16 protein-coding genes are annotated in these 13688 nt (G+C 53.8%); 7 read left to right on the forward strand and 9 right to left on the reverse strand.

Annotation, left to right across the window (positions count from 1 at the left end; translation table 11 throughout):
- Positions 1–28 precede the first annotated feature (28 nt).
- The 4 genes from ACTH5D_RS03175 to ACTH5D_RS03190 all read left to right on the forward strand — a co-directional run bounded on the left by ACTH5D_RS03175 (position 29) and on the right by ACTH5D_RS03190 (position 3163).
- Positions 29–454 (forward strand): Rid family hydrolase, encoded by a 426-nt coding sequence (locus tag ACTH5D_RS03175; RefSeq protein WP_441668304.1) that lies wholly within the window; start codon positions 29–31, stop codon positions 452–454.
- A 328-nt stretch (positions 455–782) separates the two neighbouring features.
- Entirely contained in the window at positions 783–1007 is a 225-nt protein-coding gene (locus ACTH5D_RS03180; RefSeq protein ID WP_441668306.1) for a hypothetical protein, read from the forward strand.
- Between the two features lie 117 nt (positions 1008–1124).
- Positions 1125–1790, forward strand: a complete 666-nt coding sequence (locus ACTH5D_RS03185; protein ID WP_441668308.1) for a response regulator transcription factor — start codon at positions 1125–1127, stop codon at positions 1788–1790.
- The gene (locus ACTH5D_RS03190) at positions 1790–3163 is read left to right on the forward strand and encodes an ATP-binding protein (protein ID WP_441668310.1); all 1374 of its coding nucleotides are present in this window, start codon (positions 1790–1792) and stop codon (positions 3161–3163) included. Before ACTH5D_RS03185 ends, ACTH5D_RS03190 begins: the two co-directional genes overlap by 1 nt.
- A gap of 72 nt (positions 3164–3235) precedes the next feature.
- Here ACTH5D_RS03190 and ACTH5D_RS03195 read toward each other — a convergent pair whose 3' ends face one another.
- From ACTH5D_RS03195 to ACTH5D_RS03210, 4 genes are all read right to left on the reverse strand, one after another.
- Positions 3236–3745 (reverse strand): lipocalin-like domain-containing protein, encoded by a 510-nt coding sequence (locus tag ACTH5D_RS03195; protein WP_441668312.1) that lies wholly within the window; start codon positions 3743–3745, stop codon positions 3236–3238.
- Between the two features lie 139 nt (positions 3746–3884).
- On the reverse strand, positions 3885–4313 hold the full coding sequence (locus ACTH5D_RS03200; RefSeq protein WP_441668314.1) for a hypothetical protein: 429 nt from the start codon (positions 4311–4313) through the stop codon (positions 3885–3887).
- A gap of 604 nt (positions 4314–4917) precedes the next feature.
- On the reverse strand, positions 4918–5355 hold the full coding sequence (locus tag ACTH5D_RS03205; RefSeq protein ID WP_441668316.1) for a cupin domain-containing protein: 438 nt from the start codon (positions 5353–5355) through the stop codon (positions 4918–4920).
- Positions 5261–5734, reverse strand: coding sequence for a cupin domain-containing protein (locus ACTH5D_RS03210; RefSeq protein WP_441668318.1), 474 nt, complete (start codon positions 5732–5734; stop codon positions 5261–5263). The genes ACTH5D_RS03205 and ACTH5D_RS03210 overlap by 95 nt, the downstream gene beginning before the upstream one ends.
- A gap of 193 nt (positions 5735–5927) precedes the next feature.
- Here ACTH5D_RS03210 and ACTH5D_RS03215 point away from each other — a divergent pair, with 193 nt between their 5' ends.
- Positions 5928–6251 carry an ATP-binding protein gene (locus tag ACTH5D_RS03215; RefSeq protein ID WP_441668320.1) on the forward strand — a complete coding sequence of 108 codons (324 nt, stop codon included), beginning with the start codon at positions 5928–5930 and terminating at the stop codon, positions 6249–6251.
- On the opposite strand, the gene ACTH5D_RS03220 is transcribed toward ACTH5D_RS03215, so the two are convergent.
- Positions 6225–7325 (reverse strand): aldo/keto reductase, encoded by a 1101-nt coding sequence (locus ACTH5D_RS03220; protein ID WP_441668322.1) that lies wholly within the window; start codon positions 7323–7325, stop codon positions 6225–6227. The two genes, ACTH5D_RS03215 and ACTH5D_RS03220, sit on opposite strands and share 27 nt — an antisense overlap.
- Positions 7326–7429: 104 nt before the next feature.
- Between ACTH5D_RS03220 and ACTH5D_RS03225 the strand changes: the two genes are divergently transcribed.
- Positions 7430–8320, forward strand: coding sequence for a LysR family transcriptional regulator (locus ACTH5D_RS03225; protein WP_441668324.1), 891 nt, complete (start codon positions 7430–7432; stop codon positions 8318–8320).
- 341 nt (positions 8321–8661) lie between these two features.
- Here the strand turns inward: ACTH5D_RS03225 and ACTH5D_RS03230 are convergent, their stop codons facing one another.
- From ACTH5D_RS03230 to ACTH5D_RS03245, 4 genes are all read right to left on the reverse strand, one after another.
- Positions 8662–8811 (reverse strand): 2Fe-2S iron-sulfur cluster-binding protein, encoded by a 150-nt coding sequence (locus tag ACTH5D_RS03230; RefSeq protein WP_441668326.1) that lies wholly within the window; start codon positions 8809–8811, stop codon positions 8662–8664.
- Positions 8812–8822: 11 nt separating this feature from the next.
- On the reverse strand, positions 8823–9002 hold the full coding sequence (locus ACTH5D_RS03235; protein ID WP_441668328.1) for a hypothetical protein: 180 nt from the start codon (positions 9000–9002) through the stop codon (positions 8823–8825).
- Positions 9003–9299: 297 nt separating this feature from the next.
- Complete coding sequence (glpK, locus tag ACTH5D_RS03240; RefSeq protein WP_441668330.1) at positions 9300–10805, reverse strand: glycerol kinase GlpK; 1506 nt, start codon at positions 10803–10805, stop codon at positions 9300–9302.
- A gap of 87 nt (positions 10806–10892) precedes the next feature.
- A complete protein-coding gene (locus ACTH5D_RS03245) occupies positions 10893–11615 on the reverse strand; it encodes an MIP/aquaporin family protein (protein WP_441668332.1) in 723 nt (240 codons plus the stop codon).
- Between the two features lie 488 nt (positions 11616–12103).
- Here ACTH5D_RS03245 and ACTH5D_RS03250 point away from each other — a divergent pair.
- Positions 12104–13688, forward strand: a 1585-nt coding sequence (locus tag ACTH5D_RS03250) for a TonB-dependent receptor domain-containing protein (RefSeq protein ID WP_441668334.1), incomplete at its 3' end; no start/stop codon positions are given.

Genomic DNA, 13688 nt, shown 5'->3' on the forward strand with positions numbered 1-13688 from the left:
CACAGCTAAATTCACAAAGGAGGTTGTCATGCATATTTTAAGACGCAAACCCCTCAACCCGTCTAACCTTCCCAATACCCTGATTGAAGGACATAGCCAAGCCGTATTAGTACAAGGAGGCACCCGAGTGCTGATGTCCAGCCAGGTGGGGGTCGATATCGAGGGAGAGTTGGCGGGTCCCGAGCTGACCGAGCAGACTGAAGCGGCGCTTGACAATGTTGAGCGGTTGCTAAAAGGGCTTGGTGGCGACCTTTCACGAGTGGTGATGTTGAGAATCTACTTAGCCGAATACGCTCGCTACGATCAACAAGTGGTGATGGAGGCGTTGAAGCATCGCTTCCCTATCGCGCCACCGGCTGCCACTTGGTTGATTGTTTACGGCCTTGCCGAACCGGAATGGTTAATCGCTATCGAGGCTGAAGCAGTACTGCCGGGGTTCGTCTTGAACAGTTAGTTATCGTTAACCCATTAGTAATATCTCTAATCGTTTGCCAACGCACAGCTCGTCTACCCCCCTTCCAAGAAAGGATAAGATGTCAGCGACTGTTTGTCAGAAGCAAGCTCTAAAGATGGAGTGGTTCATGTTTCGCCGCCTTAACATCCTACTTTCACTGCTCTTATTGGCTTCCTGTGCCATACCGCCAGATTCCGCACTGTTTTAACCTTCAGAAAGTCTACCTCCCTATGAGCAGGAGAGCTTTGGTCAATATGGGCTCGACACCCGTACCTGGATTGCCGCTAACCGCGCCTTCATTAGTGAAGACCGCGGCCTTGAAATAGAGTTGAATACACCGTTTGACATCCGCCCTGATGAACCTGCGAAGCGCGGTATCCTGTTAGCCCACGGCCGGGGTGCCAGCCCGTGGTATTTTATTGATATCGCTACTGCCATGGCGAATAATGGCTGGCTGGTTCGCTCCACCCTGCTGCCTGGCCACGGCACACGTCCTGCCGACTTGATGCTAGTTGAAAAGGAGACGATTAAGGCAAAGATGTTACCGCTGTAAGCGACGGTGTCCCGCGATCGCCGGCCACCTAACAGCCTTTCAGTGCTGGCCTTAATCCGTTATTAATGTTGATGTAGGAATATCGCTGCCCTTCCCTTATTACTCGAGCTGCCCGCTATGGATGCGATCCTCCTTGTTGAAGATGACCACATGCTTGGCCGTGCGCTCTCCTCCGCTCTCGGCCAGGAGGGGTGGCGCGTCGTCCTTTGCAAAGACGTGGCATCCGCGCGGGCGGCGCTGATCGACCACGCATTCGTCGCTGTTCTTCTTGACCTCGGGCTGCCGGGCGGTTCTGGACTAGAAGTGCTGTCCACGATTCGCAGTCGCTACGACCCGACACCCGTGTTGATCATTACTGCACGGGATCAATTGAGCGACCGCGTTCGCGGGCTTGATGCCGGAGCTGACGACTATATCGTCAAACCGTTTCAGCGCGACGAGATGCTAGCGCGGCTACGCGCGGTACTGCGCCGTAGCCGTGGCGCAGTAACCCCAGTGCTGCGGTGGCGCAATGTCGAGATTGATCCCGCTGCACGGGTCGTCACTCGGGACGGCCAACGCGTCAGCCTGAGTGCGCACGAGTTCCGCCTCCTGCTCACGCTGTTCGAGTCACGCGGACGTGTACTCAGTCGGGACCAACTGCAGGATCGGCTCTACGGCGATGACACAGAGATCGGCAGTAATACCGTGGCGGTTTATGTACACCAACTGCGACGTAAGCTTGGTGATGGCGTCGTCGTGACGGAGCTAGGCTTTGGTTACCGCATTGGAGATAATCACTAATGCGGGCGTTACGTACACGGCTGTTGGTCGCGCTAGCAACTGTGCTGCTTGCCACCTGGGCTATTGGATTCGCCATCCAGTACGTAAACGTGCTGGAGAGACAAGGAGGCGAAATTGATGGCATGTTGCGCAATATTGCTGAGCAGATATTGCAGTCGCTGCCAGCAGATATCGCCACTGCAGGCCGACAGCAGCAGTTTCTGCTCAGCGGCGAGACGGTGCCAGCGGAAGGCAAGTTCGCCGCGCTCGGTTTCCAAGCGTGGGAGCATGGCACGGGGCGACGACTGATGTCGTCGCGTCCGGCGCCGGCGTACCCGATGGCGCCCGACTTTGTTGATGGCTTTACCGATGCAACCGTTGCTGGCGCTCCCTGGCGCGTATTCGCTGTCAGCGATGCCGACCAACAGGTGCAGGTGCAGGTCGGCGTGCCGACATCGGCTATCCGGGCGGAACTGATGCGTTGGCTCGGCCCGACCCTACTCACAGCACTATTGCTCCTCTTCGGCATTGGTGTTGCGATATGGCTGGTGATCCACTGGTCGCTGCGACCAGTGCTGCGCGTCAGCGAGTCGCTCGCAACGCGTGCACCACTCGATCTGGCGCCATTGTTGGAGCGTGGATTGCCAAATGAATTCGCGCCGCTGGTACGTTCGTTCAACCAGTTGATGGCGCGATTGGCCCAGGCTCTGCAGCATGAACGCGAGTTCATCGGTGAGGCAGCCCATGAGCTACGCACGCCGTTGGCCGCACTGCTGACCCAGGCGCAGGTGCTTCAGCACGCTAGCGACCCAAAAGAAGCAGGGGAAGCGCTCGATCATCTCATCGCTGGTATCGAACGTACCTCACGACTGGCGCAACAACTGCTTGATACTGCCCGGGTGGAGTCAGGCGGTTCCGCTGCGCGCGCGCAAGACGTTGACCTAGCAATGGTGGTCGGGATGGTTGCCGATGAATTCGAGTTAGTTGCGTTACGCAGTGACCAATCAATCGAAGTCACAGGAGGCCACGCGCCGGTTCATGGCGATATTGATGACCTCGGTATACTTGTTCGCAACCTGCTCGACAACGCCCTACGTCATGGTGGCCCAGGTACGCGTATACGGCTGGAAACCTGGATCGAAGATGAAGGGCACTCTCGATTGGCGACCCTGAGCGTTGCCGATAATGGCCCAGGCATCGCCGATGGCGATCACGAACGCGTGTTCGAGCGATTTTACCGCGCAGAAAACGGTCATCGAACCCAGGGCATTGGCATGGGCCTTTCGCTAGTCGACCGCGTGGTTGCTTCGCATGGCGGGCAATTAAGATGCGGCATCGGGCTTGAAGGTCGTGGATTTGGCATCACCATTCAATTACCGGCAACCAAAGGGTAGGGATAACCCTACCCGTGCCTTAAAAGCCTATCAACTAGCTGACGATTGCGCTTTGCTAAGGCTTCTTGTGCGCTATTGAACGCGCACAAATTCAGCACTCACTCGCCCTCCACCAGGACGGGTGAACGTTTCGTACATCCGGTCCCCCTCCACCCTCAGTTGAAGCTCCCGCGAGCTTCTTTCACTGCCCACCCAGTTAGGGAAAGTGGAGCCCTCGACGTAATTACCGGCGAAGCGCCCCTGTTCATCGACGGTATAACTACCAAAGAAGCCAATACTCGAAGCCATGGCACGACTATTTTCTTCATCAGTACCACCGCCACGTGAATCTGACTCAAAACGTTCGGTGTCACCATTGGTTAATACCTCGACGAAGTGCATGTCAGCAGTGAAAACCAGCATGCCCTGTGGATTCTCACCATAGGGATGCTCGTTAGTCCCATCTTTTTCCAATGTAGCTGACACCATGCGCCACGTTCCAGCGACCTGGTTGGGTTCGGAAGAAGGCACTAAAGGCTCGCTAGCCTGAGTAGCAACAGCGGTCGCAAGCAATAAAGCGCCAACTATAATTCCTGTCTTCATAAGGGGCTCCTGATTGGTTCTGAAGAGATATTTATTCTGTTGTTTTTAACTGTTGATATGAATACCCATATTCCGCATGACCTAGTGAATAAATATCACCAACAGGCGTGCTACCTTTTCCAGCCCCCGCCTGTTTCGCCTAAAAACAATCGGTTTTCATTAGGTCGGTAAGAAGGTTTGGTCCAGTAGGGTTCCACCCTAATATGGCGCGCGTCCTATCACTGGATGTCGGCTGATCTATGCTAGCAAAGCCCAAAAACCAGCCGAAATGATCGCGTGCCTCATCCATAGTCAACGACACGCAGGGGACGTCGAGGCCAATCGCAATCGCCTCTGCAATCTGTCGAAACGGAATGCCTTGTTCAGCCACTGCGTGATATACCTCGCTGCGCGAGCCCCGTTCTACAGCAAGGCAAAAAGCGCGAGCGGCATCGTGTACATGCACCGCAGGCCAAGCATTTTCACCCTCTCCAATGTAGGCTGATACGCCCTTCTGCCGGGCGATGTCGATAAGTATCGGAACAAAGCCATGGTCACCCATGCCGTGGACCGAGGGAGGTAGGCGCATGACGCTCGTCAATATACCTTGATCAGTGAGTACCCTGGCGACCGCCTCTGAAGTACGGGGATAGTTGGCTGACGGTGGAAGCGGCCCCCATAATTCTGAGGGAACCGAAACAGCGCTGCCGATGGACCAGTCTGAGGGTTCCCCCACAGCACCGAGATCTGAGGGCTGTTTGGGTTATCAGGGTAAATCGGCATGAACTGAGCCTCGGCAACGTCGTAAGGAACCACGTACGTTCTCCCTTCGGTGGAAGGGATTTGGGTGACGCCGCTCGAATATGCTGGGATGCAGACCAACGAGCCAAGCAGCGCAGCGGCGCATGCCAAAAAAGCAGAGCGAGTCCCTAAGCCAGTGCCGTCCATTCTTCTTAGGGCTTTTAAGCTGAACACTACCATGATGCTTTCTCCATCTAGATGGTTGGCGCAAGCGTGTTGCTTTCCGCCGAGAAAGCAAGATTGTGTGCATACCTCACATCCTGGTAAATATGGTTTGTTATACGGGTAAAATCACTAACAGTATGGGCAAACCATTGTGGTACCTGTTCCTTTTACAAATTTTTGAAAAAGTGCTGGAGGGCCATGTTGCTATTTTCATGACTTTCAGCGATCTATGCTGGATTGGCATCACGACTATACTGATGCGGCGAAACGCCCATGACCCGTTTGAACGCAGTGCTGAACGTGCTTTCGGATTCGTACCCGAGTGATAGTGAAATCACTGAAACAGGGTCTTGGGAGTTCTCCAGCCTATCTCCTGCCAGCGACTGCAGCGTCCAGCGGTGCGCAGGGTCGGCATGAATGGCATTAATGGCTGGCCCCAAATGTTTGTTCGCTACGCCCACAAGCCACCCCCCGTCGTTCATTACGCCTTCCACCATATGTAGCCTTAACGCCTGAACCAGCATCATATGAGCGAGGTGCTGAGCAATCAGGAAGCCCCCGGGCTCGGAGTCATGCAACTCTTTCATCATCCTTTCCACAGACCACCGTAATGCAGCCTGCTCTGTCTCGTTGTGGATGTGCACGATGGGCGGCAGCATGTCCATTAGCAGATCGGAATGCCCCCCCGCTGACGCCGAACTGACTGCCCACGATAAAGAAGTCTCCCCCGCCGTTGATCTTTACGACGGCGCCAGGACGTAGTGGGGGAAAATAATTGCTGGAGGGCTCTGGTGGCAGCGACATATCACTCGCCAACCTAAAAGGCCGCCCGCTCGGTAGAACAAAACAGTCGCCCTTCTGCAGATTTACAGCATCAGGAACACCATCCACAGCCAACCAACATTCGCCGGAGACCACGGTATAACACTTGAGGAGCTTATTCTGATGCGGAAATTGGAGTGACCATTCGCCTCCAGCCTCCACGCCAGAGGAAACATAGCTACGCGGTTTCAGTAGCGAGAGTACATCTGATAGTGGATCCATGGCTTCTCCTGGACGATTGCAAAGATAACCGCGCTTGGCTCTATGAAGGCCCGCAGCGCGAAACAGCGTATCGAATTCTGGATGATGCTGGGAATGTGGCCGTCCTTTCGAGCGCCGGTGGGAGTTCTGGCCAGCCAGCGGCGACACTCTTCGATTAGCGCGCGGCAACTTTTACCAGTTTGCGGTCGTTCGGATGCAAGAAATCGCCCACGAGGCCACCACCTACTTGCAGCGTATGGCGGAGGCCGCCGACGTGCATTTAACGGTGCTCGCCGTTGACGATAAGGTGACATGGAAAGCTGATCGCGGGGCATGCTTCACCCTGCTCAAGAACTTGCTGGAAAATGCGATTCAGCATGCTCCCGCGCAGACCTCCGTCAGCATGGAGATCCAAGGCAATACCATAACCATGCGTGACCGCGGGCCTGGTGTCGAGGCGGCACAACTCCCAGCCTGGATTAATCATGACGCTAAGCAGAGAAAAGCATTATTAAACGGCTTTCCACGGAGTGACTGATGGTACCCCACGGATTAAGTCCGACGGTAGCTGGAAGATAAAGTAAGGATTTATCTGCGCCAGCTCGCTAACCTGATCAAGGCGTTCCTGCTGTTCGGGGGTGAGCTTGATATCAAGAGCGGCAATATTCTGCGATAGCTGGTCAACGCGGCTAGCACCGACTAATACGCTGGAAACGCCAGGCCGATTGACGACCCAGGCCAACGCCACCTCAGCCATTGATCGACCTATCTCCTGAGCAACGTCTCGCACCACGTCGACGACATCGAAGTTGCGCTCGGTAAATAGCATTCCACCGAATGGATTGTCGCCGTTTAAGCGGCCATCGCTTCCTTCCTGCGACACGCCCGCCTTATCTGGCAGCCTTCCTTTACGGCTAGACTCGGCAAGCATGTCACGACCATACTTCCCGCTGAGGAGACCGCCACCCAATGGGCTCCAGGGCATCATACCCAGCCCGAACTCGTTACCGGCAGGCAGGATATCAAGTTCGATACCCCGTTCGATCAGCGAGTATTGATACTGAAGGCCGACCGGTGCGGGAAGACCGTAAGCCTGAGCTAACGTGGCGATTTTAGCGATGTACCAACCAGGCGTGTTAGAGAAGCCGTAATGAAGGATTTTTCCACTCCGCTTGGCATCGACCAGCGTTTGCAGTACCTCTTCTGCAGGTGTGTGCCGATCCCATACATGAACCCAGAACATATCGATATAATCGGTGCGCAGTCGCTTAAGAGAACCTTCTAATCCAAGGCGAATGTTCTTTGCACCACTCCCTCCAGAATTGGACGCCCCCTGGGTACGGGAAAAGCCGGATTTCGTCGAGATCACCAACGTGTCTCGTAGGCCTCTTTCGGCAATGAAACCGCCTAGCATCTCTTCGCTCTGGCCAGATGAATAAACATCGGCTGAATCGACAAAGTTACCGCCCGCTTCAATATAGCTATTGAACACATCGCGGGAGGTTTTCTCTTCTGTACCCCAGCGCCCAGCACCAAACGTCATGGTGCCCAGCGCCAATGGGCTTACAGCAAGCCCTGAATTTCCTAACGTACGGTAATGAATTAAATCCATGCTCTTTCTCCTATAGTGATTAAGGTACTTTGCGCACTATAGGCTAATCGTCGGGTGACGATTAGATCTGGAAAAAGACATGAACTTGTGAATAGAATGCATCAATGCAACGACGCGAACTCAATGATCTTTTGGCCTTTACGACCGTGGCACGCGAGCGAAGCTTTACCCGTGCCGCCGCCCTTCTGGCCATGTCCCCCTCTGCCCTTAGCCATGCCATGCGCGGGCTCGAGGAACGCCTGGGCATTCGTTTATTAGCGCGCACCACGCGCAGCGTTGCTCCGACCGAGGCTGGCGAACGCCTGCTACGCTCACTCGGCCCTGCGCTAGCAGAGATAGAAGATGGCCTGGCCGCACTGGCCCAATGGCGCGAATCGCCTTCAGGCACCATCCGTATGACTACCTTTGCTCATGCAGCACAGATGATTCTAGAGCCAGCGCTACCCGCCTTTCTACTTGCCAATCCAGATGTTCAAGTGGAGGTGAGCATCGAAAATGGTTTGACCGATATTGTGGCCGCAGGCTTTGATGCCGGCATCCGCTTTCACGACACGGTCGAGAAGGACATGGTTGCTGTGCGCGTTGGGCCGCCGATGCGTACGGTGGTGGTCGGCACACCAGGCTACTTCGCGCGACACCCCAAGCCCCAGACACCAGCAGACCTGAAACGCCATCGCTGCATTGGCTTTCGGCTCACAACATCTGGAGGTTTATTACCCTGGGAGTTTGAGCACAAGGGACGGGAGATCAAGATAAACGCTGGTGGCCCGCTGATTGTTAATGAAATGCCACTCGCAATAGCAGCGGTAAGAGCCGGCGCAGGCCTCGGCTATCTGCTAGAGCATGATGTGGCCGACGACATCGCGTCAGGGCAATTGATCCAGGTACTCGCTGAGTGGTGTCCCACTTATCCCGGCTACTATCTCTATTACCCAAGCCGCCGCCACATACCTGTTGCGCTTCGCGCCTTGATTGACGCTTTAAAGTCTCATTGAGTCAGAGAATGTTGGTTTCATTGCATGCCCCAGCCCTCTTATACTCAGTGATCAATTCGTAACGGAAGGCCTCGCAAACGTTTTCCCGTCGCATGGTAAATGGCATTTGCAACTGCCGCCGCCATGCCTACTACGCTTACCTCACCAACGCCTTTCACGCCAGCGGCGTTCACCAAGTCATCTTCGCAAATGCACCTAAGCGCAGGCTTGAGCCGTCTAGACGGATAGTTCCCTACTCGGCGGTCAGCGCCCTCAAGTCGATGACACGTTGGGGCTGAATAACCTCAAGTTTCATTAAATCGATAAGCGTTGTGCCGCCTGCTAAAAAAGCTGCTGGCTTATCAGGCGAGCTCGCGACGGCCATCAATCAGCACAGTGCACGCACCACACTGCCCATGGTCACACCCCTTTTTAGCACCCGTAAGTCCAAATTTTTCGCGCAGAGCATCAAGCAGTGTCATACGGCTATCGAGATCCGCTCGGTGACTCATGCCGTTAACTTTTAATTCTGTGAGCGTATGTCCTGCTGAACACTATCAGAAGGTGGGATAACTTCCGTTTTAGCCATTGCCAATCCACCACCACCTAAAAGCAGTGCTGCGGCCCCTGTATTAGCAGACCCTATAAGAAAGCGGCGACGCCCTTCTGACACTGGCTTATTCTTAATGTGATCGTCATCCATTGGGAGCCCCTTTCTTTATAGATACCTATAAATCACGATGCAAGCTAGGCTGTCATCATCAGTCCTTTCTCATGCTTGGCCTCAGGCGCTAGCTGACGATAAAGCATAGTTTTATTCATACCATTGCTCCAGCGAGCACTGATTAACGCAAGTCGACCGAGTAATTACCACCGCGGCATGAATGTTCAGCCGCCGCCCAAGCCGATCATTATTAATGCAGCATGGAATGCGTGGGTAACGCAAAGCCCCCAGCCTAGGCCGGGGGCTTGTAAAACACTTGAGTCTAGCGCGTTAAGCTTAGGAGTCTACGTGAAACGCCATGGTGGCGTTTACCGCCTTCTTCCAGCCGGCATACAACTCATCGCGCTTTTCGTCTTTCATCTGCGGCGTAAAGCGCCGCTCTAGCGCCCACTGCTCGACGATCTCATCGCGTGATTTCCAAAACCCTACGGCGAGTCCGGCGAGATAAGCAGCCCCCAGCGCAGTGGTCTCGTTTACCTCGCAACGCAGTACATCGACCCCCAGGATATCGGCCTGGAACTGGGCAAGAAAATCATTGGAGATCGCCCCGCCATCAGTTCGAAGTTCGGTCAGTGCAATGTCAGCATCAGCCTGCATGGCTTTGAGGACATCAGCACTTTGATACGCAAGCGACTCCACCGCCGCACGCACAAAGTGCTCTTTCTGGGTTCCCCGAGAGAGCCCAAACATGGCACCGCGCACGTTGGAGTTCCAGTAAGGTGCCCCTAAACCGGTAAAGGCAGGCACCATATAAACGCCGTCATTATCTTTCGCGCGTGTGGCATATGCTTCTGAATCTGATGCCTTGCCCAGCATTCTCAGGCCATCACGCAGCCACTGAATCACTGAGCCCGCCACAAACACACTGCCTTCCAAGGCGTACTCCAGCGTGCCATCCACTTCCCACGCCACGGTGGTAAGCAGGCCGTTTTTAGAGGGCGTGGCGTGGGTGCCGGTATTCATGAGCGTAAAGCAGCCGGTACCATAAGTATTTTTTGCCATCCCTGGTTCAAAACAGGCTTGGCCAAACAGAGCCGCATTCTGGTCGCCGGCGATACCCGCAATCGGCACCTCTTGGCCCATCAGGAATTTGGGCAGTATGTTGCCGTATATTTCACTGCTGGACTTAACCTCGGGAAGCATCGACTCCGGGACACCGAATAGCTCAAGAAGCTCCGGGTCCCACTGCCGATCACGAATATTAAACAACATCGTACGCGATGCATTGCTGACATCGGTGACGTGCACGGCACCACCCGTCAGGTTCCACACCAGCCATGAATCTATAGTGCCGAAAAGCAGATCGCCCTTCTCCGCGTTCTCCTTCACACCCGCCACGTTCTCAAATAACCACTTCAACTTAGTGGCAGAGAAATAAGCATCAATGACCAGCCCAGTTTTATCGCGAATCATATCGGCGTGACCTGCTTCACGCAGCTCATCGCAGATCTCAGCGGAGTGGCGCGACTGCCAAACAATGGCGTTATGGACGGCCTGCCCGGTATTTTTGTCCCACACCACGGTGGTTTCACGCTGATTGGTAATACCGATGGAGGCGATCTCGGCAACATCAATACCACTGTTGTTAATCACCTCCGTTAAGGTGGTCAGCACACTGGTCATGATCTCGCGAGGACAGTGCTCAACCCAGCCGGGACGCGTAAAAATCTGCTCAAACTCGTGCTGCGCCACGCTGACTATCCGGCCTTCATGGTCAAATAGCATCGCCCGCGAGCTCGTGGTGCCTTGATCAATAGCGAGAACGTAGTTTTTCTGGCTCATGAAATGCCTCTCAATCGTTAACGTTTAGTGATTGTTTTAAAAAATCAGCAGGCCGACCTAATAAACTCAGACCTAATAAACTCTGACTTAATAAACATAGGCGGCAAGCCCGGCAAGGACACTGCCGATAGCGGGCCCCAAAATGGGCACCCATGCATAGGACCAGTTGCTCGCCCCTTTATGCTTAATGGGAAGTAGCGCGTGAGCAATACGCGGCCCCAAATCTCGGGCGGGGTTGATTGCATAGCCTGTTGGCCCGCCTAGAGAAGCGCCAATCGACACTACCAGTAATGCTACGGCCAGCGGACCAAGCCCTGACGGCGTATGACCGAACATGATAATGACAAATATCAGCACAAAGGTACCAATAATCTCGGTCACTAAATTCCACCCGTAGGAGGGAATTGCAGGGCCTGTAGAGAACGTTGCCAATATGCTTGAAGCATCCTCAGTGGCATCGTAATGCTTTTTATAGGCTAGGTAGCAAACGACTGCTCCTAGCCAGCCACCGATGATTTCAGCCGTAAAATAGGCGGCGGTGGTAGCAACGTTGATGGGAATGCCGGGCGCGTACTCAGTTGCCGGGCCTACCAGCAAGCCAAGCGTAACAGCAGGATTAATATGGGCACCGGTGTCAAAGGCGACGTAAACCGCGCAAAAAACCGCCAGCCCCCAACCAAAGAAGATAACGATACCATCGCTGCCATTACCGTTGGTTTTGTTCAACAGCACGTTAGCTACCACCCCACATCCCAAGAGCGTTAATACGGCCGTGCCGGCTATTTCATGTAGAAAAATTGTTCCAAGCATTGTCGCCCCGCTACCCCGTTTGCCCTGGTTCGCCTTTATTCAAAGCAGCTTATGTTCTGTTTCGAAAATATATTTTCTTTTTGGCATCCTAAAGCGAGTATTTAAAAAAACAATATAAAAAACGAACCTCATCCTTAAAAAACATTTATTCAATTGATTTTAAATGACAATAAAGAGAGATAGACATTAGTTCAATATGCCGCCACGTACTAATAATCGTCACCTATCAGTTCACGAATGCAGTGCGATCTGTCAAATAACGAACATTCGATTATATGGCGGCTACCGCTAGCTCGGATAATTTATAAGTGCCATTGATGGCCAATATTCTGAAGGAAGGGCGAATAGCCTACCGTCAAAATCAAATACAAAGCATTCTCATACACATTTACATTTACATTTACGAACCGTTTTTATATGATCATAGCGTTATTGAACGATATAAAACTAATGAGCAAGCGCCACCAACGCGTGACTCAAGGGATCATATGAAAACGTCGTCACTTCATGTTTTAGATTACATGCAGCATTCTGTGCCTAGCCATTCAACAGCCTCTTTCTCCTTGCGAAGCGCTACCTTCACCGCACTCATCGTGGGCTCTCTATTTGCCTCGAGCAGCGTATTGGCTCAGTCGGGTACCGCCAACGATGCCGAATCGCTAGGCACTATGACCGTGACCGGCACCAATCTATATGAGAACGTTGGCTATACGCGGCGCACCACCAGTGCGGGCACAGGCTTAACGCTTAGCCAAAAAGAGCTGCCACAAGCCATCAGTATCGTCACCGAGCAGCGTATTCAGGATCAAAACCTGGACGCCATCGAAGGCGTATTGAGAAACACTACCGGCATTTCAGTGCGTAATGTTGACAGTGAACGCGTCAATTTTTCATCGCGCGGCTTTCGTATCAACAGCTTTCAGTACGATGGCATCCCCACGCTTAACACCGATAATCGCTGGTACTTCGGCGAAGGGCGGCTTAATACGGCGATCTACAACCGCGTTGAGGTAATTCGTGGCGCCAATGGGCTCGTTAGCGGCTCAGGCAACCCGGGGGCATCGGTTAACTTTGTGCGTAAGCATGCTGACAGCCGCGAGTTCACTGGTTCGGTTTCCGGTACGCTGGGCAGTTGGGATAAGCAAGGCACAATCGTTGATCTCACCACACCGCTAACGGCTTCAGGCAATGTGCGGGCGCGGTTTATCGGCGGTTACGAGGAGGGCGGCGCCCACCTTGATCGCCAAGATAAACGCCGCACGTTCGGCTACGGCGTTATCGACGCTGATGTGACCGACGCCACCACCCTATCAATAGGCTTTGACTACCAGGATAGCCACACCTCTTCACCCACCTGGGGCGGTTTACCGCTATGGTTCAGCAACGGCACGACCACCAACTATGCCCGCTCGTTTAGCGTCGCACCAGACTGGTCCTACTCCGGCTTTGAGTCGGAGAAAGTCTTCGCTGAAATCAGCCATCGTTTTGACAACGACTGGCAGGTGCGCGTAGTGGGTGCCCACGAAAAGACCGATATGGACAGCAAGCTGGCCTACCCTTACGTAGAGGCAACGCTGCCAGATCAAATGGGTGGTGGCGATGTTACCTTTTTTACTGGATGGAACCGCGGACACCGTGAGGTCGACTCTGTAGACGTCCAGGTAAGCGGCCCATTTGCGCTTTTAGGCCGTGAGCATGAACTCGTCATCGGCGGCAGCTACAGCGACCAAGCCAATAACTATGAAAACACCTTCACCTCTGGCTTTGCAGTTGATGATTTAAACAACTGGGATGGCTCAGCCCCCAACGAAGACTGGCCTGAATTTACTCCTTCTGAAGCATCCAGCACTCGTCAGAAAGCCGTTTATACCGCCTCGCGTTTTTCGCTTGCCGACCCACTGACGCTGATTGTGGGCGCACGCTATACCGAGTGGGATGGTATGACTCAGTCCCGCAGTCTGGATAGCCAGAGCAAGTACGAAGTCACGCCGTACGGCGGCTTGGTGTTTGATTTTAACGATACCTACTCGGCCTTTGCCAGCTACACCGAAATTTTTGAGCCCCAGAACTATC

This window comes from Halomonas sp., assembly GCF_052095695.1.
Lineage (GTDB): Bacteria > Pseudomonadota > Gammaproteobacteria > Pseudomonadales > Halomonadaceae > Vreelandella.

Excerpts from the sequence above, each read along its gene's own strand:
- glpK (WP_441668330.1), bottom strand. The coding sequence starts at position 10,805 with ATGAGCCAGAAAAACTACGTTCTCGCTATTGATCAAGGCACCACGAGC.
- ACTH5D_RS03210 (WP_441668318.1), bottom strand. The coding sequence starts at position 5,734 with ATGGATCCACTATCAGATGTACTCTCGCTACTGAAACCGCGTAGCTAT.
- ACTH5D_RS03245 (WP_441668332.1), bottom strand. The coding sequence starts at position 11,615 with ATGCTTGGAACAATTTTTCTACATGAAATAGCCGGCACGGCCGTATTA.
- ACTH5D_RS03215 (WP_441668320.1), top strand. The coding sequence starts at position 5,928 with ATGCAAGAAATCGCCCACGAGGCCACCACCTACTTGCAGCGTATGGCG.
- ACTH5D_RS03175 (WP_441668304.1), top strand. The coding sequence starts at position 29 with ATGCATATTTTAAGACGCAAACCCCTCAACCCGTCTAACCTTCCCAAT.
- ACTH5D_RS03205 (WP_441668316.1), bottom strand. The coding sequence starts at position 5,355 with ATGGACATGCTGCCGCCCATCGTGCACATCCACAACGAGACAGAGCAG.
- ACTH5D_RS03185 (WP_441668308.1), top strand. The coding sequence starts at position 1,125 with ATGGATGCGATCCTCCTTGTTGAAGATGACCACATGCTTGGCCGTGCG.
- ACTH5D_RS03200 (WP_441668314.1), bottom strand. The coding sequence starts at position 4,313 with ATGCGCCTACCTCCCTCGGTCCACGGCATGGGTGACCATGGCTTTGTT.
- ACTH5D_RS03195 (WP_441668312.1), bottom strand. The coding sequence starts at position 3,745 with ATGAAGACAGGAATTATAGTTGGCGCTTTATTGCTTGCGACCGCTGTT.
- ACTH5D_RS03220 (WP_441668322.1), bottom strand. The coding sequence starts at position 7,325 with ATGGATTTAATTCATTACCGTACGTTAGGAAATTCAGGGCTTGCTGTA.
- ACTH5D_RS03230 (WP_441668326.1), bottom strand. The coding sequence starts at position 8,811 with ATGAGTCACCGAGCGGATCTCGATAGCCGTATGACACTGCTTGATGCT.
- ACTH5D_RS03225 (WP_441668324.1), top strand. The coding sequence starts at position 7,430 with ATGCAACGACGCGAACTCAATGATCTTTTGGCCTTTACGACCGTGGCA.
- ACTH5D_RS03190 (WP_441668310.1), top strand. The coding sequence starts at position 1,790 with ATGCGGGCGTTACGTACACGGCTGTTGGTCGCGCTAGCAACTGTGCTG.
- ACTH5D_RS03235 (WP_441668328.1), bottom strand. The coding sequence starts at position 9,002 with ATGGATGACGATCACATTAAGAATAAGCCAGTGTCAGAAGGGCGTCGC.